The organism is Hymenobacter sp. IS2118 (assembly GCF_000715495.1).
GTDB lineage: Bacteria > Bacteroidota > Bacteroidia > Cytophagales > Hymenobacteraceae > Hymenobacter.
Window position 1 is genome coordinate 16,641 of the sequence record NZ_JNLX01000011.1, and the last position, 24,008, is coordinate 40,648.

General features: G+C 61.0%; 20 protein-coding genes. 14 read left to right on the plus strand and 6 right to left on the minus strand.

Translation table 11 applies throughout. The annotated features are described in order from the left end of the window. Nucleotides 1-17 precede the first annotated feature (17 nt). The 7 genes from GM79_RS00905 (at nt 18) to GM79_RS00935 (ending at nt 7,457) form a co-directional block, all read left to right on the plus strand. On the plus strand, nt 18-953 hold the full coding sequence (locus tag GM79_RS00905; RefSeq protein ID WP_081867476.1) for a phosphoribosylformylglycinamidine synthase subunit PurQ: 936 nt from the start codon (nt 18-20) through the stop codon (nt 951-953). Nucleotides 954-974: 21 nt separating this feature from the next. Next, nucleotides 975-1,925 carry a phosphoribosylaminoimidazolesuccinocarboxamide synthase gene (locus tag GM79_RS00910; protein ID WP_051718336.1) on the plus strand — a complete coding sequence of 317 codons (951 nt, stop codon included), beginning with the start codon at nt 975-977 and terminating at the stop codon, nt 1,923-1,925. A gap of 3 nt (nt 1,926-1,928) precedes the next feature. Beyond that, a complete protein-coding gene (gene purD / locus GM79_RS00915) occupies nt 1,929-3,218 on the plus strand; it encodes a phosphoribosylamine--glycine ligase (protein WP_035557700.1) in 1,290 nt (429 codons plus the stop codon). Nucleotides 3,219-3,264: 46 nt separating this feature from the next. Continuing rightward, nucleotides 3,265-3,936 carry a phosphoribosylglycinamide formyltransferase gene (gene purN / locus GM79_RS00920; RefSeq protein ID WP_235183886.1) on the plus strand — a complete coding sequence of 224 codons (672 nt, stop codon included), beginning with the start codon at nt 3,265-3,267 and terminating at the stop codon, nt 3,934-3,936. Nucleotides 3,937-4,036: 100 nt separating this feature from the next. Continuing rightward, nucleotides 4,037-5,536 (plus strand): amidophosphoribosyltransferase, encoded by a 1,500-nt coding sequence (gene purF, locus GM79_RS00925; protein WP_035557703.1) that lies wholly within the window; start codon nt 4,037-4,039, stop codon nt 5,534-5,536. 65 nt (nt 5,537-5,601) lie between these two features. Then, nucleotides 5,602-6,687: an AIR synthase-related protein gene (locus tag GM79_RS00930; RefSeq protein WP_051718337.1), complete on the plus strand. Its 1,086-nt coding sequence runs from the start codon at nt 5,602-5,604 to the stop codon at nt 6,685-6,687. 23 nt (nt 6,688-6,710) lie between these two features. Next, the gene (locus GM79_RS00935) at nt 6,711-7,457 is read left to right on the plus strand and encodes an SMI1/KNR4 family protein (RefSeq protein ID WP_035557706.1); all 747 of its coding nucleotides are present in this window, start codon (nt 6,711-6,713) and stop codon (nt 7,455-7,457) included. 10 nt (nt 7,458-7,467) lie between these two features. Here GM79_RS00935 and GM79_RS00940 read toward each other — a convergent pair whose 3' ends face one another. From GM79_RS00940 to GM79_RS00950, 3 genes are all read right to left on the minus strand, one after another. Next, on the minus strand, nt 7,468-8,958 hold the full coding sequence (locus GM79_RS00940) for a nicotinate phosphoribosyltransferase (protein WP_035557709.1): 1,491 nt from the start codon (nt 8,956-8,958) through the stop codon (nt 7,468-7,470). Between the two features lie 95 nt (nt 8,959-9,053). Next, complete coding sequence (locus GM79_RS00945) at nt 9,054-9,707, minus strand: response regulator (protein WP_051718341.1); 654 nt, start codon at nt 9,705-9,707, stop codon at nt 9,054-9,056. Between the two features lie 251 nt (nt 9,708-9,958). After that, nucleotides 9,959-10,456, minus strand: a complete 498-nt coding sequence (locus GM79_RS00950) for a KdsC family phosphatase (RefSeq protein ID WP_035557717.1) — start codon at nt 10,454-10,456, stop codon at nt 9,959-9,961. Nucleotides 10,457-10,616: 160 nt separating this feature from the next. Between GM79_RS00950 and GM79_RS00955 the strand changes: the two genes are divergently transcribed. Beyond that, on the plus strand, nt 10,617-11,555 hold the full coding sequence (locus tag GM79_RS00955) for a hypothetical protein (RefSeq protein ID WP_152559760.1): 939 nt from the start codon (nt 10,617-10,619) through the stop codon (nt 11,553-11,555). A gap of 149 nt (nt 11,556-11,704) precedes the next feature. Here the strand turns inward: GM79_RS00955 and GM79_RS00960 are convergent, their stop codons facing one another. From GM79_RS00960 to GM79_RS00970, 3 genes are all read right to left on the minus strand, one after another. Further along, complete coding sequence (locus GM79_RS00960; RefSeq protein WP_035557722.1) at nt 11,705-12,028, minus strand: 2Fe-2S iron-sulfur cluster-binding protein; 324 nt, start codon at nt 12,026-12,028, stop codon at nt 11,705-11,707. Between the two features lie 85 nt (nt 12,029-12,113). Continuing rightward, nucleotides 12,114-13,130 (minus strand): NAD(P)/FAD-dependent oxidoreductase, encoded by a 1,017-nt coding sequence (locus tag GM79_RS00965; protein WP_035557723.1) that lies wholly within the window; start codon nt 13,128-13,130, stop codon nt 12,114-12,116. Between the two features lie 149 nt (nt 13,131-13,279). Beyond that, nucleotides 13,280-13,720, minus strand: a complete 441-nt coding sequence (locus GM79_RS00970) for a hypothetical protein (RefSeq protein WP_035557725.1) — start codon at nt 13,718-13,720, stop codon at nt 13,280-13,282. 444 nt (nt 13,721-14,164) lie between these two features. Between GM79_RS00970 and GM79_RS00975 the strand changes: the two genes are divergently transcribed. The 6 genes from GM79_RS00975 (at nt 14,165) to GM79_RS01000 (ending at nt 23,749) form a co-directional block, all read left to right on the plus strand. After that, the gene (locus tag GM79_RS00975; RefSeq protein ID WP_152559761.1) at nt 14,165-15,493 is read left to right on the plus strand and encodes a hypothetical protein; all 1,329 of its coding nucleotides are present in this window, start codon (nt 14,165-14,167) and stop codon (nt 15,491-15,493) included. A 16-nt stretch (nt 15,494-15,509) separates the two neighbouring features. Next, complete coding sequence (locus tag GM79_RS00980; RefSeq protein ID WP_035557731.1) at nt 15,510-15,920, plus strand: hypothetical protein; 411 nt, start codon at nt 15,510-15,512, stop codon at nt 15,918-15,920. A 157-nt stretch (nt 15,921-16,077) separates the two neighbouring features. Then, a complete protein-coding gene (locus GM79_RS00985; RefSeq protein WP_035557734.1) occupies nt 16,078-17,556 on the plus strand; it encodes a hypothetical protein in 1,479 nt (492 codons plus the stop codon). Between the two features lie 198 nt (nt 17,557-17,754). Continuing rightward, entirely contained in the window at nt 17,755-21,162 is a 3,408-nt protein-coding gene (locus GM79_RS00990) for a hypothetical protein (protein ID WP_035557736.1), read from the plus strand. Then, entirely contained in the window at nt 21,140-22,225 is a 1,086-nt protein-coding gene (locus tag GM79_RS00995; protein ID WP_152559762.1) for a hypothetical protein, read from the plus strand. Before GM79_RS00990 ends, GM79_RS00995 begins: the two co-directional genes overlap by 23 nt. A 30-nt stretch (nt 22,226-22,255) precedes the next feature. Further along, nucleotides 22,256-23,749 (plus strand): hypothetical protein, encoded by a 1,494-nt coding sequence (locus GM79_RS01000; RefSeq protein ID WP_035557743.1) that lies wholly within the window; start codon nt 22,256-22,258, stop codon nt 23,747-23,749. The last annotated feature ends 259 nt before the right edge of the window (nt 23,750-24,008 follow it).

Genomic DNA, 24,008 nt, shown 5'->3' on the forward strand with positions numbered 1-24,008 from the left:
CCCAAAAGACTTTTGAAATGGCACAAGACGCGGCTCAGGGAGCACATAAAGTTCAATCGGAAGCACAAACCGGCGCGGCCCATGCCAGCGGCACGGTGCGGGCGCTTATTCTGACGGGCTTCGGTATAAACTGCGAGGAAGAATTCGCCGCGGCCTACCGTTTGGCCGGCGCGGAAGCAACCATCGTGCACCTCAACCAGGTGCTGCACGGACAGGTGAGCATTCACGATTTCGATATTCTGAACTTCCCCGGCGGCTTCAGCTTCGGCGACGACCTGGGTTCGGGGGTGGTGCTGGCCAACAAGCTGCGCTACCGCCAAACCAGCACAGACGGCCGCACCCTGCTCGACGACATCCGGCAATTCATCGCCGCTGGCAAGTTCGTGCTGGGCATCTGCAACGGTTTTCAGGTGCTGGTGAAGCTGGGCCTGCTGCCCAACCTGGGCGGCAACGTGGTGCCCGAAGTGACGCTGACCCACAACGCCAGCGGCCGCTACGAAGACCGGTGGGTAACGCTCCGCGTGAACCCCGCCTCGCGCACGCCCTTCCTCACCGGTATCGACCGGCTGGAAGTGCCCGTGCGCCACGGCGAGGGCCGGCTGGTAATTCCCGATGCCGCCACCCGTGCCGCCATCGAAGCCGCTGGGCTGAACTGCCTGAGCTACATCGATGCCAACGGCGCCGGCACCAGCGAATACCCCCTCAACCCGAACGGTGCCGACCTGAACTGCGCCGGCCTCACGGACCCCACGGGCCAGGTTTTTGGACTAATGCCGCATCCCGAGGCCTTTTTATCGGCCTACAACCACCCGGACTGGGCCCGGCGGCGGCGGCTGAACCCGGATGCTTCGGAGGAAGGGGCGGGGCTGCAGATTTTCAAGAATATCGTGGCGCATATCGCCCAAAAGAACACTTCTACGGCACCCGCCGGGCAACTCGCCAACCAACACTAGCCTCTTCCAGAAACGCAGCTAATGAACACCCTCACGCACTTCGCCTCCCCCCAACTGCCCCTGCTGCACCGCGGCAAAGTGCGCGACAGCCTGCGTGCGCCCTCCGGTGACCGTCTCATCGTCGTGACCGACCGCCTCTCGGCCTTCGATAGCGTGCTGGAAACGGCTATCCCGCACAAAGGCGCGGTGCTGAACTGCCTGGCCAATTTCTGGTTCGAAAAGACGGCCCACATCATTCCGAACCACGTTATTAAGCTGGTTGACGCCAACGCCATGCTGGTGAAGGAGGCCGAGCCCATTAAGGTGGAAATGGTGGTGCGCCACTATCTCACGGGCTCGATGTGGCGCGGCTACCAGGCCGGCCAGCGCACGTTTTCGGGCGTGACGGTGCCCGACGGCCTGACCAAGCACCAGCCCTTCCCGGAGCCTATCGTGACGCCTACTACCAAGGAGGAATCGGACCGCGAAATCACCCCTGAAAACCTCGTGAGCGAAGGCTGGGTGAGCCAGTTGCTTTACGACCAGATGAAGGAAAAGTCGCTGGCGCTGTTCAAAGTAGGTTCGGAGCTGTTGTCGACCAAAGGCATCATTCTGGTCGATACCAAATATGAGTTTGGCCTGCTGAATGGCGAGCTGATTCTTATTGATGAGATGCACACGCCCGATTCGTCGCGGTTCTGGAGCGCCGAGGACTACGCCCGCAACCCCGAAACGGCCGAGCAGATGGACAAGGAATATGTCCGCCAGTGGCTGATTGCCAACAAGAAAGACGGCCAGTATCCCCGCGCCCTCACCCCGGAAGTGGCTCAGGAAGCCAGCCGCCGCTACCTCGATATCTACGAGCGCATCACCGGCACTGCCCTGCCCTCCGCCGAACCCAAAACGACCGACGCACCCCACACCGGCCGCCAGGATACCCACGCCCGCCTGCTGGCCAACCTCGTGCAGGCCGGCCTCCTAAAAGAAGCTTGAACGATGTCGAACAATAAAACCCTTCTTCTCCTCGGCTCCGGCGCGCGCGAGCACGCCCTGGCCGAAAAGCTGACCCGCGACGGGGCCACGGTGCACGTGCTGCCCGGCAACGCCGGCATCCCTAACAGTAACCCCGAAATCGACCCGCTGGATTTTGAAGCGGTGAAAGCCTTCGCGCAGGCCCACGATTCCAAGCTGATTGTGGTGGGGCCGGAGGCGCCGCTGGCGGCCGGCATCACCGACTTTTTCGCCGGGTCCGACATCCAGGTTTTTGGCCCGACCCGCTCGGCGGCGCGGCTGGAAAGCTCGAAGGTGTGGAGCAAGGAATTCATGCGCCGCCACGGCGTGGCTACGGCGCAGGCCTGGCCGTTCCGCAGCGACAACATTGCCGAGGCCCGCGTGAAAGCGGCCGAGCTGGGTGGGCACGTAGTGGTGAAATACGACGGCCTGGCCGCCGGCAAGGGCGTGTACGTGTGCGCCTCGCCGGAAGAAGCGGAAGCGGCTTTCGATGATTTGCAGACGAGCTATTCGGGCTGGTTCTCCTTCTTGCTGGAAGAAAAGCTGACTGGTCCTGAAATCAGCATCATCGGCCTCACCGATGGCCATGTGATTCGCCTGCTGGCCACTTCGCAGGACCACAAGCAGCTGCTGGCCGGCGACCTCGGCCCCAACACCGGCGGCATGGGCGCCTACTGCCCCGTGCCCTTCGCCGACGACAACGTGCTGGCCACCATTCGCCGCGACATCATCGACCCCACCCTGCGCGGGCTGCAACACGAGCAGTTCGAGTTCCGGGGCTTCCTCTATTTCGGTGTCATGATCACGCCCACCGGCCCCAAGCTGCTGGAATACAATGTGCGCCTTGGCGACCCCGAAGCCGAAGTGCTACTGCCCGCGCTGGACAGCAGCCTGCTCGATTTGATTGAAGGCACGCTCAACGGGACGCTTTCGCGGCAGGGCGTGGTGCAGCGGCCGGGTGCGTTCGTGGGCGTGGTGCTGGCTTCGGGCGGCTACCCGGTTTCCGGGTTTCCCACGGGTTTTCCCATCACCGGCCTCGATAATTTGCCGGCCGGCGTGCAGGCCTACCACGGTGCCACCCGGCACGACGCCGCCGGCCAACTCGTAACCAATGGCGGCCGCGTGCTCGTGCTCACCGCCCACGGCCAGGATTTGTCCGAAGCCACTGCCCGCGCCTACGAAGCGTGCCGCGTCGTCAGCTTTCAGGATATGTACGTGCGAACCGACATTGCCCAGCGCCCGGCGCCGGTCCTGACGCAGGCAGTTGTAAATTGAAGCTGAGAGTAGGTTATTCTGCCAGCCCCATCAACATTCCAATCCCTTGATACCCGAAGCAAAGTCCAACGTCACCATGCTTCTCACTGCTTTTGAGCAAAGTGGGCTGGCGGCTCTCGTCCGCAAGGGCGACGCCGGGCCGGCCCGGCTGGCCATCCTGCTTTCGGGCCGGGGCTCGAACATGCTGGCGTTGCTCGAAGCCACTAAAACCGGCGTACTACACGGGCTGGCCGAAGTGGTGGTGGTATTCAGCAACAAGCCCGATGCGCCGGGGCTGGCCTTTGCGCAGGAGCATGGCTGCCCCACGGCTGCGCTGCCCAGCCAGGGCCGCAAGCGCGAAACATTCGATGCCGAAGCCGCCGCGCTGCTCCAGCAGTATCAGCCCGACTTCGTGGTGCTGGCGGGCTACATGCGGATTCTCTCGCCGGCCTTCATTCAGCCGTTTGCGGGCCGCATCCTCAACATTCACCCCGCCGACACCCAGCAGCACCAGGGCTTGCACGCCTACGAATGGGCCTTCGAAAATCAGCTCCCCGAAACTAAAATCACCGTGCATCTCGTGGACGAAGGCCTCGATACCGGCCCCATTCTGGCCCAGCAAACCGTGGATTTACGCGGGGCTGATACGCTGGCGGAAGTGGAGCGCCGCGGCCTTGCCGTGGAGCACGCGCTATACGCCCAGGCCCTGGCGGGCCTAATTAAAAATTATGAATTATGAATTAAAAATGGCAGTGGTCGCTGCTTTCAAGCGCCACTGCGAATTCATGACTAGTAATTTTTAATTTTTAATTCATAATTTTTAATTAACGCAAAGCGCCATGTGCGGAATAGTAGGTTTTCACGGTCCCGATAATGTGGTGGCCGACATGATAATTGGCCTCACCGCCCTCCAGCACCGGGGGCAGGATGCGGCCGGTATCGCCACCTTCGACGGCACCGCTTTCCACCTCTGCAAGGGCCAGGGGTTGGTGAACGACGTATTCAAGCCCAAGCACGTGAAGAAGCTCAAGGGCCATACCGGCATCGGCCACGTGCGCTACACCACCCAGGGTGCCAACGACTCGGACCTGGCCCAGCCCTTCACCACCAGCTACCCGTTTGGGCTTGCTATGGTGCACAATGGCAACGTCATCAACTTCCGCGACGTGGCCAAACGCCTGCACGAGAAGTACCACGTGCTGCCCAAAACCACCAACGACCTGGAGCTTATCATGTACACCTTCGCCTCGGAGCTGCGCGTGAAAAACCTCGACAACCTGAGCGTGGTGGATATTTTCGACGCCGTGGAAACCACCCAGGAGCTGGTGAAGGGCGCGTATTCCACCATCACCCTCATTGCCGGCCACGGCCTGCTGGCCTTTACCGACCCGCTCGGCATCCGGCCGCTGGTGCTGGGCCGCCGCGACACGCCTAACGGCCCGGTGTGGGCTTTCGCCTCCGAGAGTACCTGCTTCGATTTTCTGGGCTTCGAGTTTGTGAAAAACGTGGGTCCCGGCCAGGCTATTTTCATCGACAATAAATTCGAGGCGCACTTCAAAAACCCGTACAGTACGCCCAAAAAATTCTGCGCTTTTGAGCAGATTTACTTCGCCCGCGAAGACTCCGTGATTCACGGACGGCTGGTGGCGCGGGAGCGCGTGCGCCTGGGTAAGCGCCTGGCCCGCAAGGTGGCCGACGCCGGCCTCAAGCCCGATATGGTGATTGACGTGCCCAGCTCGGGCTATTTCGCCGCCTCCGGGCTAGCCGAGGCCATTGGTGTGCCCTACCGCCGCGCCCTGGTGAAAAACAACCACATGGGCCGCTCCTTCATCGTGCCCACCCAAGCCGGCCGCGAGGATGTGGTGAAGAAAAAGCTCAACCCCATCCGCGAGTTCGTGGCTGGCAAAAAAGTGGCCGTGGTGGACGACAGTATCGTGCGCGGCACCACCTCGCGCCGCATCGTGCGCCTGCTGCGCGAGGCCGGCGCTACCGAGGTGTACTTTATTTCGAGCGCGCCGCCCATTGTGTCGCCCTGCATCTACGGCATCGACATGGCCATGAGCACCGAGCTGATTGCGGCCAACTACACGGAAGACGAAATCTGCCGCCATATCGAAGCCGACCGGGTGATATACCAGGATTTGGAGGATTTAGAAGAGCTGTTCTCGGAGGAAAAAGGCCACGGCGGCAGCTGCTTCGCCTGCTTCAGCGGTAAGTACCCCACCGGCGACGTGACGCACTACCTGCGCCACATTCAGGAGGAGCGCGCCAGCCACCGGACCAACAAAAAGGACAAGAAATCGGTGAGTGCGAAAGCGCCCGCGCCTACGGAGCACTAAGTAACAAGTGAGAGGACGAACAAACTCCCCTGCTCATCTGAGGAGGGGACTCTGTTCCAACTCCTATGAATAACCCCGCCGGCTACTCCATCGAAGAAGGCAACGCCGCCTCCCGCAACGCCTACAACTGGTCGAAAAAAACCTTTGCTAACCGGGCCGGCAAGCCCGGCGAGCCCGCCAAAGACCTCGACGGCGGCTTCTCCAACGAAATCCGTTTCGGGGCCGAGCGCCTGGGAATCAGCTCCGACGGCATCGGCACCAAAATCGAAGTGGCCGAGCGCCTGAACCGCTACGATACGCTCGGCTACGACCTCATCGCCATGACGGCCGACGACCTCATCGCCGCCGGTTTCGTGCCCACCAACCTCTCCAATATCATCGACGTGAACCACCTCGACTACGACGTGGTGGACCAGCTCATGCGCGGCCTGCACGACGCGGCCAACTTTGCTGGCCTGGCCATTACGGGCGGCGAAATCGCGGAGCTGGGCAACCGCATCGGCGGCTGGCCGGGCGCGAAGATGAATTTCAACTGGTGCTCCACGGCCATTGGGGTGCTGCACCCCAGTCTGGCCCAGCCCCTGAGCGGTAAAACTGCCCAGGTCGGCCACGTCGTGGTGGCCCTGCGCTCGCCCTCATTCCGCTCCAACGGCTACTCGCTGGCCCGCAAAACGCTGCAAAAGGTGTTCGGCGACAACTGGCACGAGTCTGCTTACGACGGTACTGATGCTGACCAGTACGCTACCTGGGGCGAAGCCATGCTCGCGCCCTCACTCATCTACTCGCCCGGCGTGGCGGCACTGCTCGATGCCGGCCTACCGCTGCACGGCATCGCCCACATCACCGGCGGCGGCGTGGCCGACAACTTCTCGCGGGTGCTCAAAAATGGCCTCGGCGCGGTGCTGGATAACCTATTCGAGCCCCTGCCCGCCATGCAGCGCCTGTGCGAAATCGGCGGGATTGATGCCGAAACCGCCTACCTCTACTGGAATATGGGTACCGGTATGCTGCTGGTTACGGAAGAAGCTTCGGCCGCTGCCGTAGTGGCCTCGCTGCAAGCGAGCGGCTACGATGCGCAGGTCGCGGGCCATCTCACGGCCGAGGCGGGCGTGACGCTGCATGTGGCGGCGGGGGAACTGCGGTATGCGTAGAACATAGATGTAAGGCCATCTTAATGTCGCGACTTATTATTCAGTTACAAGCACTTGCAGCCGACCATTTTGCTTCGGAAGATGGAGGACCTTACAAAGCAAAATTGTTAGAGGGACTTTCCGAAACAGAAGTTGCGGCTCTTGCTGCACTGGTACCCACGCAGACTTTACCCGACGAAATCAAGCAGTTGTTACTGTTTGCAAAAGGATTCGAGTTTGAGGGCCTTGAAGAAGTGCGATTCGATGCCTTTGGTGAGTTCGGCTTATCCGGTCTGTTCCCTCACTGTATAGAGCTAGCAAGTGATGGATTTGGAAATTACTGGGTGTTAGATATTTCCGAATCTGGAGAATGGGGTGCTGTGTTCTTTATTTGCCACGACCCACAAGTAATTATTCGCCAATCGGACAACTTACTCGAGTTCATATGGCATGTTCAGGAATTTGGGGAATTTGGCGCTAAATCACGAATAGACCAAGTACACGAAGAATTGACTACCAAAATTTGGCAACAACGTAAAACGCGAAGTGGCTTAGCTGAGGTTGCAACTATAAACAGTTCTGGCGACATCGTGCTGCAAAAATTCGCGTCAGGCTTGCCATTTAACTTTTTGGTTGCCGACCTAAGAAAAAGCTCTTCAACACTTGGACTCGCGCTTGACCGGATGACTTTTATGCCAGATAAGGTTCGCAAGCATCCAACGGAACCGATTTGGGGATTTGAGGCACCGAAACAGAAACACAGTTGGTTCAATAAGCTGTTGAATCGATAGGCTAAGACCCCTACGCCCCGCGCACCGGGCGCTTCGCCAGAATCAGCTCCGTGCGGTAGTCGTAGAGCCCTTTTTCGAGGCCCACGGGGTAGGTGTGGGGGTTGAGGAAGCGGCGGATGCTGGGGTCCAGGCTCTGTACTTCACGCTGGGCGTGGGCGCGGCTTTCGGCCAGCGTGGGCAGGTCGAGCACGCGCTTGCCGGCGCGGAATACCGGCTCCAGCAGCTCGCGAAACTTGGTTTCGGGCTTGATGGCCAGGCGGCGGGTGTTGTCGAGCGGGTCGATGAGGGTGAGCTGGTCGGGGAGGGGCTCGGCGGTGTTGTAGAGCATGTCGGCGCGGGGCTTGCCGTACTCGTTGAGGTAGCGGCGCACCTGCAAAATGCCCGGAATGCTGGTTTTGGCCACCTGCTCGGAGAGCTTGATGGTGAAGTCCCAGCCCGAATCGTCGGCCTTGCGCAGGGCGGCCAGCTTGTACACGCCTCCCAGCGCCGCCTGATTGTAGGCCGTCACGAGCTGCGTGCCCACGCCCCAGGTATCGATGCGGGCACCCTGCTGCTTGAGGCTGGTGATGAGGTTTTCCTCCAAATCGTTGCTGGCCACGATGCGCGTGTCCGTAAAGCCGGCCTCGTCGAGTACCGCCCGCGCCTCGCGGCTCAGGTAGGCCAGGTCGCCCGAATCGAGGCGGATGCCAGCCAGCTCGTGGCCGTTGGCGCGCATCTCGCGGGCCACTTTAATGGCCTGCCGCACACCCTCAATGGTGTCGTAGGTATCGACCAGAAACACCGAGTCGTCGGGGAAGGCCTGGGCGTAGGCCGAAAACGCCCGCGTTTCATCGTCAAAGGCCATCACCCAGCTGTGGGCGTGGGTGCCGCGCACCGGAATGCCGTAGCGCTGCCCGGCCAGCACGTTGCTGGTGGCATCGGCCCCGCCCAGGTAAGCGGCCCGGCTGGCCCCCAGCCCGCCATCGAAGCCCTGGGCCCGGCGCAGGCCAAACTCCAGAATCTGGTCGGTGGGCCCGGCGGCTTCCCGAATGCGGGCGGCTTTGGTGGTAATCAGGGTCTGGAAATTGATGAGCGTGAGCAGCGCTGTTTCCAATAGTTGGGCTTGCAGCAGCGGCCCGCGCACGCGCAGCATCGGCTCGTTGCCGAACACTACGGTTCCCTCCGGCACGGCGTCGATGTCGCAGGTGAATTTCAGCTGCCGCAGGTATTCCAGAAACTCAGGTGGGAACATTGCGGCGCCTTTGCTGCCGCGTAGGCTGCCCAGGTAGGTCAGGTCGTCTTCGGAAAAATGCAGGTTTTCTACCCAATCCACGGCCAGCGCCAGCCCGGCGGCCACTGCGTAGCCGCCCGCGAAAGGCGCCTTGCGGAAGTAGAGGTGAAACACGGCTTCCCGGTCCTGCATGCCCTGCTGCCAGTAGCCATAGGCCATCGTGAGCTGATACAAATCGGTGACGAGGGCCAGGGAAGGAGCGTAGAGGCCGGATAGGGGAGCTGCGTTCATGAAAGGGGGCGGAAATGAAGCGAATACGGAAGCCACAAAGGAAACCCAGAGAAAAGCAACAAAGCTGCCCTTGCGCCAAGAGCGCCGGCCCGGCGCTACGAGATGAAGCCCCGGCTCACGGCCAGCTTAATGAGGGCAGCCGTGTTCTTGGCCTGGGTTTTGGCGATGATATTCTGACGGTGGGTTTCGATGGTGCGCTTGCTGGTGAAAAGCTTGTCGGATATCTCACTGTTAGTAAGCCCTTCAGCTATAAGCTTGAGCACTTCCAGCTCGCGGGCCGTGAGGTCGACGCCCGCGTGGCCACCCTCTTCAGTACCAACAATGGGCGACTGGGCCACGGCCTTGTTCAGCAGGCTAAGCCCGATTTCGGTGCATAGAAATGGGTTGCCGGCCGCCACCGTACGAATGGCGTAGGTGATTTCGCTGATAGCCGCGTTTTTGAGCACGTAGCCCATGGCGCCGGCTTCAAACATGCGGGCCACGTATTTTTCGTGGTCGAGCATGGTGAGTACCAGCACGCGCACTTCCGGAAACCGGCGGCGGATTTCGGGCACCGTGGCAAAGCCGTCGAGCACGGGCATTTGCACGTCCATCAGCACCACGTCAACGGGCGTCGTTTCCAGGATGGCCAGTATTTCCGTGCCGTTGCTGGCTTCGCCCACTACCTCCAAGTCGGCATCAGCCGAAAGCAGGGCCCGAATGCCATCGCGCAGAATAGTGTGGTCGTCAGCAAGTAGAATGCGGGTCATGGCCATGAAAAAAGGGGGTGCGGGCGTTCAAAACCAATCGCCGACAACAAAGTAGGGCAAACGTTCGTGGCTAAAACGGAGCCGCCTATTTAGACAACTTTTGGTTCTGAACGCTCCATTTGCTTGCCAGTTGCTATTCGTTCGGGTTGCTGTAAAACCGGCCCTGAGCCAAGGAGGGCTATTGAAATAAGGTGTCAGTTGTCCAACGAAATTTTGGCTGATAACCAATAGCCAAGCCCGCGCGAAACGTTTTATGGCTGCGCGGCAATTATAAATTCAGCCAGCTCGCGGAAGCAACCGTGGCCACCGGGCGTCTGGCAATGGAAGTCGGCCACGGCGCGGGCGAAGGAAGTGGAGTCGCCAGGGCAGGCCGCAAAGCCTACTAAACTCAAAATATCAACATCGTTGGTGTCGTCGCCGATGAACGCCACTTCGTCGGCCCGCAGTCCGGTGCGGGCCAGGATGCCGTGCAGGCAGGCCGGCTTGTCCTTGATGCCCAGATGAAGCTCCTCAATTTTGAGCTTGGCAGCGCGGGTACGCACCGAAGGCGACAGCTCGCCCGTCACGATACCCGTGGCAATGCCGTGCGCCCGCAGGCGCTCCACGCCCATGCCGTCGCGAATATTGAAGCGTTTCATCTCTTCACCGCGCTCAGAGTAGTACACTCCGCCATCGGTGAGCACGCCATCACAATCGGTGAGTACCAGGCGGATGCGGCGGGCGCGGGCAATGAGGTCAGCTGATTTCATAAAAATAAGAGGAAGCAAAAAACAGCCTTGGCGCCCATCGGACGGCCTGGGCCAATCGGCCCGCAAGAACGGCATGGAATGGTAAATGAAAATTGCACTGTATCTATAATTATCACGCAAGTTGTACCTTAGCTGTTGTAATCTATTATGATGGTATCTTATGAAGAATTCTTTAGCCATAGGTGCTCTAATGGCCCTAGCAGTACCCTTCGTCGCCTCTGCCCAGCTCTCTCGGGAGGCTGTAGTAGGCGCCGAAACGGCCTTCGCGGCCCAGACCGCCCAGGAGGGGTCCAAGGCCGCGATTCTGGCCCAAAGCGCCCCCACGGCCATTGTTTCTGAAAAAGGTGTTTGGGTGAATGCCCAGGACTTGTGGAAGCCCCGCCCGGCCCAAACCGGCGCGCAGCTGGCCTGGTACCCGGTGCTGGCCGATGCCTCGCAATCGGGCGACCTGGGCTATACCACCGGCCCCTGGACTTCTTCTGTCAACGACAAGCCTCAGGCAGCCGGCGAGTACGTGACGGTGTGGCGCAAACAGCCCGATGGCAAACTGAAATTCGTGATTGATACGCGCATTGAGCGCATTGGCACCGCGCCGGCCAAGGCGGCGGCCGTCCCTCATCCGCGCCTGATGGCTGCGGCCGCCACCCCCAGCACTGCGCCGCCCAACATCGTCATCGACATCGACAAAAAGTTTTCCCTGGCCCAGCAAATGAAGCCGGGCCCCACTTACCAGCAAAACCTTAGCGCGGAGGCCCGCCTCTACCGGCCCGGCCTGTCGATGATGCAGGGAGCCGCCGCCGCCGCCAACATGAAAAACCTGGACGGCAACTACAGCTTCCTGGCGAACACGGGCTACCTGGCCGCGTCCGGCGATTTGGGCTACGTGGTGGGCACCGTCAGCCGCCCGGCGGGCCTGAAGCATCCTCAGGAAAGTGGCACCTACCTGCGCATCTGGCGCCGCGAAGCCGTGGCCGGCTGGCGCATCGTACTAGAAATATTCGATTTCTCCCCTAGTGCCGTCGCGGCCGATGCTCCTAGCGCCCCGGCCCCCGACAACGCCCCGGTATCGGGCCAACTGCCCGCCAAGCCATCCAACTGATTTATTGGTTGGGCAGTTGCTCGTTGTTAGTTATTAGCCACTTGGCTCAGTACTGACAACGAGCAACTGCCAACCTAAATAAATGCCAAACGGCCCCCGTCTGCGAGCAGGCGGGGGCCGTTTTTTTTGATGTGGGTAAACCCGAACGGCTACGCGCCGGGGGCCAGGCGCACCACCAGCCCGTCGGTGCGGGGCGTGAGGCGAATCTGGCAGCTCAGGCGGCTGCCTTCGTGCACTACGGGCAGGGTTTCGAGCATGTCGAGCTCGTCGTCGCCGGGTTCGGGCAGGGCCGGGCCGGCCAGCACTTCTACGTGGCAGGTGGCGCACAGCGCCATGCCGCCGCAGGTGGCCATGATGTTGTAGCCGCTGGCCTTGAGCAGCTCCATCAGGCTCAGGCCCATGTCGGTGGGGCCAACAATTTCCGTACGCTGGCCCGGCGCTTCTTCAACGTAGATGCGGATATCTTCTTCCATGAATTGAATTAAAAATTAAAAATTATGAATTAAAAATTGGGGTGGCGTGGAAGCCTTTTTGAATTTTTAATTCATAATTTTTAATTTACATAGAGGGGGCCCCGTTCACCGTCGTGTATTTGAGCGTGTACTTTTTGTCGGGGTAAATGTATTTGAACGCACCCTGGCACATGAGCGCGGCCTCGTGAAAGCCGCACAGAATGAGCTTCAGCTTGCCGGGGTAGGTGTTGATGTCGCCAATGGCGAACACGCCGGGCAGCGAAGTGCTGTAGGCCTCGGTATCCACCACAATGGCATCATCGGTGAGCTCCAGGCCCCATTCGCCGATGGGGCCGAGCTTGGGCGTGAGGCCAAACAAGGGAATGAAGTGGTCGAGCGGCACGGTTTCAGCGGTGCCGTCGTTGCCGGTGATGGTCACTTCGGCCAGCTTGCCGTTGCCGTGCAGGTGCGTCACGTTGGAGCTCAGCACCAGCTTGATTTTGCCGGCGTCGGCCAGCGTTTTTACTTTCTCGGCCGAGTCGGCGGCGCCGCGGAAAGTGGTGCCGCGGTGCACGAGGGTCACGTCGGCCGCCACGTTGGCCAGGAAATTGGTCCAGTCCAGGGCGGAGTCGCCGCCGCCGGCGATGACGATTTTCTGGTCGCGGAAATACTCGGGGTCGCGCACCATGTAGTGCACGCCTTTGCCGCCTTCAAACTGCTCGAGGTTTTCCACGGCCGGCTTGCGCGGCTCAAACGAGCCCAGGCCGCCGGCAATGGCCACGGCCTTGCAGTGAATTTCGGTACCGTCGGTGGTGTAGAGCTGAAACGAGCCGTCGTCGAGCTTGGCAAACCGCTCCACCCGCTCGCCCAGCGTGAAGGTAGGGTGGAAGGGCTCAATCTGCTTCATGAGATTGTCGACCAAATCGCCGGCCAATATCTCGGGAAAGCCCGGAATGTCGTAAATCGGCTTCTTGGGGTAGATTTCGGAGAGCTGGCCACCGGGCTGGGGCAGGGCATCTACTACGTGGCAGCGAAGCTTGAGCAAACCGGCTTCGAAAACGGCAAATAAGCCGACCGGGCCGGCCCCGACGATGCAGATGTCGGTGGAAATGGTATTGGGCATAAGAGCAAATAGTGCCTGATGAGGCGCCAAGTGAAAAGCGGCCGCACCCTTTAAGGAGCTGTCCGGCAAAGGTACGGTCCGCAACCGGGGCCGCCAACGACGTCCCGGGTATTAACAACTGCGGTGCCCAAATCGTTGGCTGCTAACGGCTATTCGGCCACTGAATTTATTGCGTAGGCCGCGGTCAGCGCCGGGTCGTTGGCCGCCTCATCTAAGAATTGTGCGGCTTCCCACATGGTCAGGAACTGACTCACGGGCATGGCTTGGGCGGTAGTCACATCGTCGCAGTAACGGCGGGTGGACTGGCCGGGCACGTGCACTTCGGCCACTACGGTTATTCCCCGCGCCACTATCATTTGTTCCACGGCCTGAAAATGCGCCAGCAAGTCCTGATTGGACTGATTCACGACTTGCATATCGCTGAGAATGCTGAATCCCGGCCTTATTTCGGCTAGCGCCGCCTTCCAGTCGGCCAGATAATGGGGAAGAGTGGTGGCCCACTGCATCGGTCCAAAATTCTGGTAGAATAACCGGTTTTTTTCGTGTTCAACGGTAAGCTGGTATTCGGGTCGGAAAGCAATAAGATGCATAAAGGCGCTAATACATAATAACGCGGGTCCGGATAATAATGTGGACTCTACGGGACTACAATATTAATACGTAGAATGTTGACATTATTGATGGCCAACTCATATGGTGGAAGCCAGACCGGCGGTGCGGCCGGCAAGGTACCGGATTACGAGAGGGTGGCACCATGGAAATAGCCATTCAAATCCGTTCCAGAATAGACGAGCAGCGGACAATAGCGCTTTATTTGAAATGTATAGTATTTAATTTGCTAAAGTATTGATTAAAAATAGTTTGATTGTTAAATAAGCTCTGAAGTGGGAGATGCAAGCAATAATTGGAGCGAGCAACAGAGGCAGGTACTAGAAGCCGAGTTGCTGCGTTTGTCGGCTGTGGTTTTCGGCCGCCGGGCATTTCGTTGCGTAATGCCTATACTTCGCCCCAGAACCTTGCCTAGCGCTTAATCTATGCTGATATCCGTTTCCGTGGGGCCGCCCGCTTCACGTCTTTTTCATTGCCTCCGACTAGCCGGCGTGCTTTTAGGGTCGATTTCATTACTGAGTAGCTGCGGTTCCGAACCCGCCGATACCAAGTCCGGCAGTACCGGCGTAAAAGCGCCACCGGCCGCTGCCGCGCCCGAAGCCGCGCCGCTCCGGGTTAATGTCTTTCTGGAATATTCGGGGGGCATGAAGGGCTTTGTGCCCCGCGGCGGTGCCGACAAGCCGGCCACCGAGTTCCAGCAGCGCATCGGCGCGCTCATCACCGAAACCCAGGTGAGCGGGGTCATTGCCGACCGCAAGTATTACCTCTGCGAAAACGCGGCGCCTCGCGCGGTGCCGTTTCAGCAGCTGCGCGACGTGGTGCAGGGCGAAGTGAACCAGGCCGCCCTGGGCACGGAGCTGCCGCAGATGCTGGAAGGCATCCTCAACATGCCGCAGGCCACGCAGCAGGTAAGCGTGGTGATTTCCGACTTCATCTACGGCCCGGCGCGCAAGTCCGACTTCTCGCAGCTGCCAAACCTGATACGCACCTCCATTGCGCCCGTGAGCCAGAAGCAGCTGGCCGTAGCCGTGTTCGGCGAAACCTCGCGCTTCTACGGTACCTACCACCCGGCCGTGAAGACCCCCGTGGCCAAGCGCACCCTCAACGGCGAGAAGGTGCCCTATTACGTGTGGGTGATTGGGCCGCCCGCGTTGGTGGCGCGCTACACGGCCGAAGTGTTTAAGAATGCCCCGGCCCAGCAGGCGTTTTTCGGGTTAAAAACTGATACGCCCGCCTTCGCGCCCTTGCTTACTAAGCTCACCGACCCAAAATTAAAATCGAGCGGCGGCACGGTGTACGCTGAAAACAACGGCCTGACCCTGAACCCCTCCGACGACCCGGTAGACTTCTCGGTTGGGGTAAATTTGCAGGAATTGCCTGCGGCGTGGCAGAAACCCGCATTTTTGGCCCAACATATGCGGGTGCGCCTCCCCAACGGCGCGGCTTCGGTGCTGCCGAACTCGGTGCGCTTGCTCACCGACGACGAGCGGAGTGGCCAGCCGGTGCTGGCGCCTTACACCCACGTGATGCGCCTGCGGGTAAGCAAACTGGCAGCCCCCACCGCCACGCTCAGCCTGACGCTGCCCGCCCCGGAAACGCCGGAATGGGTAGCCGCCTGGTCGACCACCAACGACAATACCCCGGCCCCGCGCACGTTCGGCCTCGACCAGATTCTGGCCGGCGTGCGGCAATCGTATCCTAGCCCGCTGCCAGCCGTATTTACGGTTCAGCTTTCCCTCAAAAACGATAAATAACCCGCTTGCTTTCCCTATGCAAACCTTCTTCACCAGCCTGTACTCGGCCCTGATTTCCATCTTTCAAAGCCAGCGCCCGGCCGATTATGGTTTGTATAAAACGGACCTGTTTTCGCTCGTTGGGTGGAGCACGCTGGGCGTGGCCCTGCTGCTGGTGGTGGTGTTTTATTACGTGTTCAATTCGGCCCTGCGCACCGGCATGTTCCGGACCACGCACTGGGTCCTGACGTTGGCCCTGGCCGCGGGCCTTGGCACGCTGCTGGCCAACACGCTCAGCAAAAGCCACGGTGCGGAAGGCAGCAGCTACCTCGGCTACTTCATGGTGGTAAACCTATTGGTGGCCGCGTTGTGGTTCCTATTGTTCTCGGTGCTCTTCAAGCGGTGGAGTACGTATGCGCGCACCACGCCGTTTGTGGGGCCATTTTAAGACGGAACCTCACCCCCAGCCCCTCTCCAAAAGAGAGGGGAGCCTGATGATTTTTGGGCGGTGATTTTGAAATTATCTATAGAAACGACCCCGCCGCCGTGGCTCCCCTCTCTTTTGGAGAGGGGCCGGGGGTGAGGTTCTCACGTTAGAACAAACAATGCCTAAACTCTTCATCTTCGCCGTGGGCGGCACCGGGGCCCGCGTGCTGCGTTCGCTCACCATGCTGCTTGCCTCGGGCGTGCGCATCCCAAATTGCGACCAGGTGGTTCCCGTTCTTATTGACCCGGATACCCAGAACGGCGACGTGACCCGCACCGTGGCCCTGCTCAAGCGCTATGCCCGCATTCACGAGGCCTTGTACGGCGACGGCCAAAAGGAAAAAGCGGGCTTTTTCAGCCAGCCCCTGAACACGCTGGCCCACCTCAACACTGGGGGCTCGGAGGAGCTGCGCGACTCGTTCGTGTACGACTTTGGGGGCATCAGCCAGCCGTTTCGGGATTATTTGAAATACAACGACCTGTCCGTGGAAAGTCAGGGACTGGTCGACCTGCTCTTCACGCAGGACAGCCTCGCGGCCAACCTCGACGTGGGTTTCCGCGGCTCGCCCAACGTGGGCTCGGTGGTGTTGAACGCCGTGGTGCAGTCCAAGGAAATGCGCTACCTCGCCCAAAGCCTGCAGGACGGCGACCGCGCCTTTTTCATTAGCTCGATTTTTGGCGGTACCGGCGCGGCCGGCTTTCCGCTACTGGTGAAGAACCTACGCGACGGCAACTCGCAGCTGGCCCACCCCGAAGTGCGCCGCCGCATGAAAGCCGGCGCGCTGGTGATGCTACCCTACTTCAAGCTGCAGGAGCCTTCGGTGGACGAGAAAGCCGCCGGCCAGGACTTCATCGACTCCAATACCTTCATTACGAAGACCAAAACGGCCCTGTCGTACTACGCCGACAACCTGCAGGGCCTGGAGTCCATGTACTACCTCGGCGACCAGCCGGGCCAGCCGCTGGCCAACCACCCCGGCCGGGCAGAGCAGCGCAACCAGGCGCACCTGCTGGAGCTGCTGGGCGCCCTGGCGGTGCCGCATTTCATGGAAGTGCCCGATAACCAGCTCGACGCCGGCCAGCCGCTTTACCACGAGTTTGGCCTGAAAGCCGACAGCCCGGAAATTGACTTTGGCCAACTGCCCCCCGACCTGCGCCAGGAAGTAGCCCGTCCGCTGATTCAGCTGCACTACTTTGCCCGCTACTTCCTCAAGCACACGCCCGACGACGCCAAGGCGCCCTACTACGAAGCCGGCGACCTGGCCGCCCAGCTGCGCAACAACCGCTCCCTGCGCGAGCTGAATGACTTTTTTGGCGACTACAACGAATGGATTCGCGAGCTGGGCGTGAACCAGCGCCGCTACACCGCCATCCGCGCCGAGGAGATGGACTTCAACAAAATGGTGACCGACAAAACGGTGGAAACCGGCATTTTCAGCAAAGGCATTACGCCCGGCTACTTCCGCGACGAGTTGACCAAGGCCGTGGGCAAAGCCACGCTCAGCAACCCCACCGAGAACGAGGCCCTGCGTTGGGTGGTGAAGGCCTTTGAGGAGGCTACGAGCGAGATTCTGGACAAGAAGCTGCAGTATTCCTAACGGTTCATATCACGAGACCCCTCCGGGGCCAGCCCCCTCTCCCGCGGAGAGGGGGAGCCTGGCGTTATTCTTTCCGAAAATCAATTTGAAACGACATTAGAGGCGCTTACAGTTAGTCAATTTCTCTCTCGGCTCCCCTCTCCACGGGAGAGGGGCCGGGGGTGAGGTGAGCCGGCCGCGCCTCTCTCAACAACACACATGGCTAAAATCCTGCGTTTGCACGATACCGGTTCCAGCACCCACGAGGGCTGGGGCCCGACTGGTAAAATTGGTCCCCACGAGGTGGAGCGGCTGATGGACCCGCAAGGCGGCCGGGCGGCTAAGGTGGCGGTATCCATCCCGTCGCCCTTTGCCCGGATGCACCTGGTGGAAACGGCCCTTCGCTTTGTGGGCCAGGGCGGCACGCACCAGGATTCGGTGTACCACCAGCTGGTGAGCCACTTCTGGGACGTGTGGGAAATGGTGTTTAACTACCACCAGCGCAAGCTGGCCAGCCAGCGCCTGCAAATTCGGGCCTGGCGCAAGGACGAGGAGCTGGCCAAGCTGCGCGCCAACCCCGGCACCCGCCCCCTGGCCGACGTGCTGAGCCTGTACCTCGACGGCCGCTTCGCGAAGCTGACCGAGATGCACCTGATTTATTTCCCCGGCGCCAACGGCGTGCCCCAGCTCATTGGCGGTACCTCGCCGCTCACGCTGTTTTTCCCGGCGCCCAACGTGAAGCCCCTGCCCGTGCAGCGGCCCCAGGGCGGGGGCTATTATTTCGATAACCAATACGTGGCGCTGGCCAGCCGCGAGGCGGCATTCCGCGACTTCGTGTACCAGCAGTTTGTGGGCGACCCGGCCCTGATGGCCCTGGCCCCGCTGGTGCGCGATACCCTCGACCGCGGTATTTTGCAGAAGTGGGCCATGGAAGGCAGCGCCAACCTCGGCAACTTCCCCGTGCTCACCGATGGCTCCAACAACCAGATTGACGTGGCCGGCGTGCTGCTGCGCGTGCGCCCCGACGAGGGCACCGTGCGCAATTCCGACCTGTTTATCCGGCCCAGCCGGCCCGGTGTGGCTGGCCCGCTGCCTATAGTGCTGCGCCCCGGCCTGAAGGCGGTGGGCAAGCGCTACTTCAACGAAACGATGTTTGCCGACAGTGGCGCCACTATTCCGGCCTCCGACCCGCGCCCGCTGAAGGAGCGGACGCTGCCCGGCCCGGAGCTGCCCTACCCGTACCTCACAGTGAACGACCTGCTGGAAGAAACCCTGCTCACCGTGCCTTACGAGGTGGATGAGACGCGTTTCCACTGCGGAAATTTGAAAATCACGGCTGGTTTCAAGCCCAGCACCTGGCCGCTGCTGCCCATCAAGCCCGCTTATTTCGACTACTTCTCGGCCCAGGATTTGGCCGAGCACCTGAGCCTGGAGCTGGACCCGGCCTGCGTGCGCGTGAAGCTGCGCGTGCCCGTGAGCGGCGGCGACTTCGTGGACTTTGAGCGGGCCTACTACCCCAACCCGCAGGGCGACAACGTGGGTCGCCTGCTGGTGACCAACGTGGCCCTGTCCATCTTCCCCTTCGTGAAGGTGGCCGATGCGCCGCAGTACAACGACTTCTACAAAGTCATGCTGGTGGATGCCAACAACATCGACCCGAGCATGGTGACCAAGAAAGTTGACTTGAAATTCTGGGTCGATGGCCGCCCGCTGGGCGAAACCGGCACCGGGCAGAGCGCCACCCGCTACGAGCGCACGCACAAGACCGGCCAGGACGAAGGTAGCACCTACTTCGAGGTGCGTGGCACCCATTTCGACTACCTGGAAGTGCTGAACCCCGCCCCGGCGGCTGGCGCGGCCTTGGTCATTCCGCGCTGGCCCGAGGTACGGCAGGGCACCAAGGAATTCCGGTTTGCCATCGACTTTGGCACCACCAACACCCACGTGGCCATGCAGGACAGCCCCGGCCAGGAGCCCAAGCCGTTCAGCTTTGGCCTGACCGACACGCCCGTGGCCCTGCTGAAAAAAGCCACCAACGAGCCCGACCGCAGCGCCTACGAGCGCCTGTACCGTGGCATCGACGACGACCCGGCCAACTTCGTGCAAATCAAGCGCTGGCAGCAGTACCAGGAGCGCGAGTTTGTGCCGCCTATTATTGGTCAGGACAGCTCGCCGTATGCCTTCCCGGCCCGTACGGCCACGTACGAAGCGCCCAACTACGCCACTCAGGAGCTGAGCGTGCTGGGCAACATCAACGTGGCCTTCGGCATCATCACCGAAGAGCAGCGCCGGCCCAACTACCACACCAACCTGAAGTGGGACAACAGCCTGAACCAGGCCAGCACCAACCGCGTGCGGGCTTTTTTCCAGGAAATCCTGCTGCTGTGCCGGGCCAAAGCGGCCATGAACGGCGCTAATCTGAGCGCCACACAAATCACGTGGTTTGCCCCGCTCAGCTTCTCTACCTACCAGCGCAACCTGTACCAGCGCGAGTGGGACACGCTGTTTCACAGCATCTTCCACACCACCAACTCCATGCCCTGCATGGTGGAAAGCACGGCGCCGTACTACTACCTCACCCGGCGCAATATTGTGACGCTGGGGCCGGGCGAAAACGCGGCCTTCATCGACATTGGCGGTGGGACCACAGACGTACTGCTGTATGCCGACCGTAAACCGGTGCTCAGCACCTCGTTCCGCTTTGCCGGCAACGACCTGTGGGGCGACGGCGGCGCCGAAGTGCGTGGCGCTAAAGACAACGGCTTGGTGCGCTTCGGTGTGGCCGGGGTGCAGAGCGCGGTACTCTCGCCCGCTGCCCGCCGGGCCCGCGAATACGTACTGGTGGCCGAAGGAACCGACAATTTCGGCTCCGAGGACGTGGCCAGCTTCCTGTTCAGCTATGACCAGCTGCTGGGCTTCAGCGAGCGGCTGCTGCGGGCCGAGCACCTGCGCGTGCTGTTCTACCTGCACTTCGGCACGCTGATTTACCACGTGGCGCAGGTGACTGTGGCCAACGGCCAGCAGCTGCCGCGCTACTTGTGCTTCACGGGGCGCGGCAGCCTCTACGTGCGCCTGCTAGCGGCGGGTTCCAACCTGCAGCCGGTGGAAAAGCTGGCCCGCCTCATCATGGAAAAAGCCACCGGCCAGACCGTACCGGCCGATTTCCGCATCAAGCTCGCCGACGACCCCAAGCAAACCACCGCCAACGGCGGCGTGCTGGCCACCGGCCAGATGCCGCAGGACCCGCCGCTGGTACGCCCAGTGGGCATACTGCCGGATGTTGAAAACCTACAGGCCGACCAGGGCGAACACCATTTGGAGGCAGCGGCCGTGACCGACGAAATCAAGCAAGCCGTTTTGAACAACGCCCGCGCCTGCCTGAAACTGCTGCTCGAAGACCCCGAAGTGAAGCGCCTGCAAGCTGACCTGGGCGTGAAAAACGACCCCGGCCTGGTAATGGGCACGCTGGAGCGCCACCTCGGTGACTCCTTTAACCTATACCGGCAGCAGTACGCCGACGTATTGCGTGATGGCGATACCATTCCCGAAACGCTGTTTTTCCTGCCCTTCAAAAACGCCCTGTATGAGCTATCCAAGGTGCTTCATGATGCGCAGCCGCTTAATTAGTCAGTTTGACCGGGGGAATTGGCTCCGGCTGGCCGGCTTCCTGCGCAAGGGGAGCCGGCCGCTGCTGCTACTCGCCCTGCTGCTGATGCTGGGCAGTGGGCCCGAGGCGGGAGCGCAGCCAGCCGCCGGACCCGGTGCGCTTCGTGCCGCTCCCGACTCGGCGGCCACCGTTGCCAAACCGGCCTCGGACCTGACCACGGTGTGGGCGGTGCTGGCGGGTGTGGGCATTGGGGTGCTGGGAGCCTGGCTCTGGGCCCGACGTTCGAAACCGACTGCGGCGGCAACTGCGGTGGTGCTTCCCGCTTCGGAAATTCAATCCTGGCCTGTGCAGCGGAAACCGGCCGAAAACGTGCCCAAAGCTCCTCCGCAAACTACAGTTCCTGCCGCGCCAGCGCCGGCCGTGCCGAAGCTGCCCGCCGCCGTGAACTCGGGCAAGCCGGCCGCTTCTCAGTCGATGCGCGAAATGCAGGGGGCAGTTGCAAAGCCTGCTGGCAAAGGGGCGGGAGCGAGCAAAAAGAACAAGACGAATTTTAACTCCCGTAGCTCTGCGCCGACCAACCCGCCGGCGGCATCGGGCCCCAAAACTGCTATGAACCCAACCCCACTACCCCTGCCGCCCACTGACGAACCTGATTCCATACAAACCGGGCAGACTGTGGAATGGCCGGCCCCGACTTCGACACCGCCCGCCATTGAGGAGCTGATTGATGCCAGCGCCGCCCCGGCGCCCGCTGCTTCCAACGGCCCTATTCATTACTACGCCCCGGCCCCTGACGTGCCCAGCATCGAACACCGCAAGCTCAGCCCCAACCCGCTGCCCCAGATGCCGCTGCTCATCACCCTGGCGCACGCTGGGGCGGGCACTGCGCAGTACGCATTTAGCCCGCAGGCCGACCAGTCGCGCATCATCGGCAACGGGGTGCGCGAGCTGAAGGAGTTTTTTGCCTTTGAGCTGCCGCCCACCGAGCAGTTCACCACCATCACCAACCTGGCGGCGGGCAAGCTCGAAAAGCGCGAAGACACGTGGCACGTGGTGGAAAAAGCCGAAATTGCCCTGCGTTAGGCACTTCGGATAGTATTTGAAAAAGCAGCTATGCTCATAATTGAAATTGTACTGGTTCTGGCGTTGGTGGCGTGGCAGGCGTATGTGTTCTGGCACAACCGCCAGCTCACCGCCCGGGTGCAGGCCATGTATCCGCCAGCGGGCGCGGTGGCGGTACAGCCCATCACCTACACTGCCGCAGAGCCGGAGAAAAACTTCGCGGTGCACTACGATGCCCTCATCACCCGCGACGCCTCGCCGGAGTTCGGGCAAATCATTGCCGATACCAACGAGTACCTGCAAAACAACCGCGGCGCGGCGGCCGACTTTGGCATTCTGAAAGACATTTCGGAGCGCCACGCCGAAGCGCTGGACGAGGAAATTCAAGCCCAGATTGCCACGCCGCTGTACCTGGGCTTGCTGGGCACGTTCACGGGGGCTATCCTGGGTTTGGTGGCGCTGGTGGGCAACCCCTTTGCCGACGCGGCCACCGACCCGGCCCTGGACACGTCGTTTAGCAATACCGATGTGCAGCACTTTTTGGGCGGGGTGCTCATTGCCATGATTGGCAGCTTGTTCGGGCTGGCCTTTACGCTGGCCGGCAACCAGCTGCTGAAGCAGGCCCGCGCCGCGCGCGACCGCCACAAAAACGCCTACTATACCTACCTGCAAAAGGCCCTGCTGCCCAAGCTCAACTCCGACATGCAGGCCGGCATGGCCAACCTGAAATCGGTGCTCGATACGTTTAATGCTGATTTCTTTAGCCAGATTCAGAACGACTTTTTCAGTAAAATCCAGGAGTTTACGCCGCTCATCGCCAGCATAACGGAAAACGTGAGCGTGCAGAAGCGCTTCCTGGAACAGCTGGAAAAAATAGGCTATTCGGAGCTGGCCAATGCCACCATTAAGGTGTTTGACCGAGTGGACGAAAGCGCCCAGACGTTTGAGAAATTCCTGGGTTACCAGCAGGCCCTGAACACCACCGTGACGCACAGCAACGAAGCGGCCCAGACCATCGGCGCGCTGCTTAACCGCCTCACGGCGCTGGAGCAGGGCCTGGCCAGCGTGCCGCAGTACCTGCAGCAGCACGACGATGCCTTGCGTCAACAAGTGGCCTTTTTCAGCCAGCACGGCAAGCTGCTGGCTGATTTGGGCGCCCAGGTCCGCCAGGGCGTGAGCGAAGGCGTGCACCGTATGGACCAGGAGCTCGATGGCCGCCTGCAGGAGCTGCAGCAGGAAGCTACCGAAGCCCACGAGCAGTGGCAACAGCATTTTCGCCGTCTTAACCAGGACAATATCTACCAGAAAATCACCGAGTACCTCAATCCCTTCACCCAGCTCCCAGCTCAGCAAAAGGACCTCAACGTGCTCCAGGAGCGCCAGGCCGCGCTGGCCGCCCAGGCCATGCAACGCATGGAGGCCCGCCTGCTGGCCGATGCCCAGCTTCAGCAGCAGCTCCTGCAACAGGTAGACCGAACCAACAAGGTGCTGGAGGAAATTACCCGTCCCAACTGGTTCCAGCGCACCGTGCTGGGCAAGAAGTGAAACTGAGCCTAGGAAAATTCGTCATGCTGAGCGCAGCCGAAGCATCTCTACCGCTTAGCTGGGGCCGCTCAACCAAGCGGTAGAGATGCTTCGGCTGCGCTCAGCAGGGTGCAATTCAAATTGTCGCGGCGTATTGGTAACTTGTGTCATGCCTACCTCCCCCACCACCGCCATGAGCAAAGCCGAATATCTCGCCTTGGCCGAGCAAAAATACAACGATTTGCAGGCCCTCGGGACCGCGCCGACTTTCTACGATTAC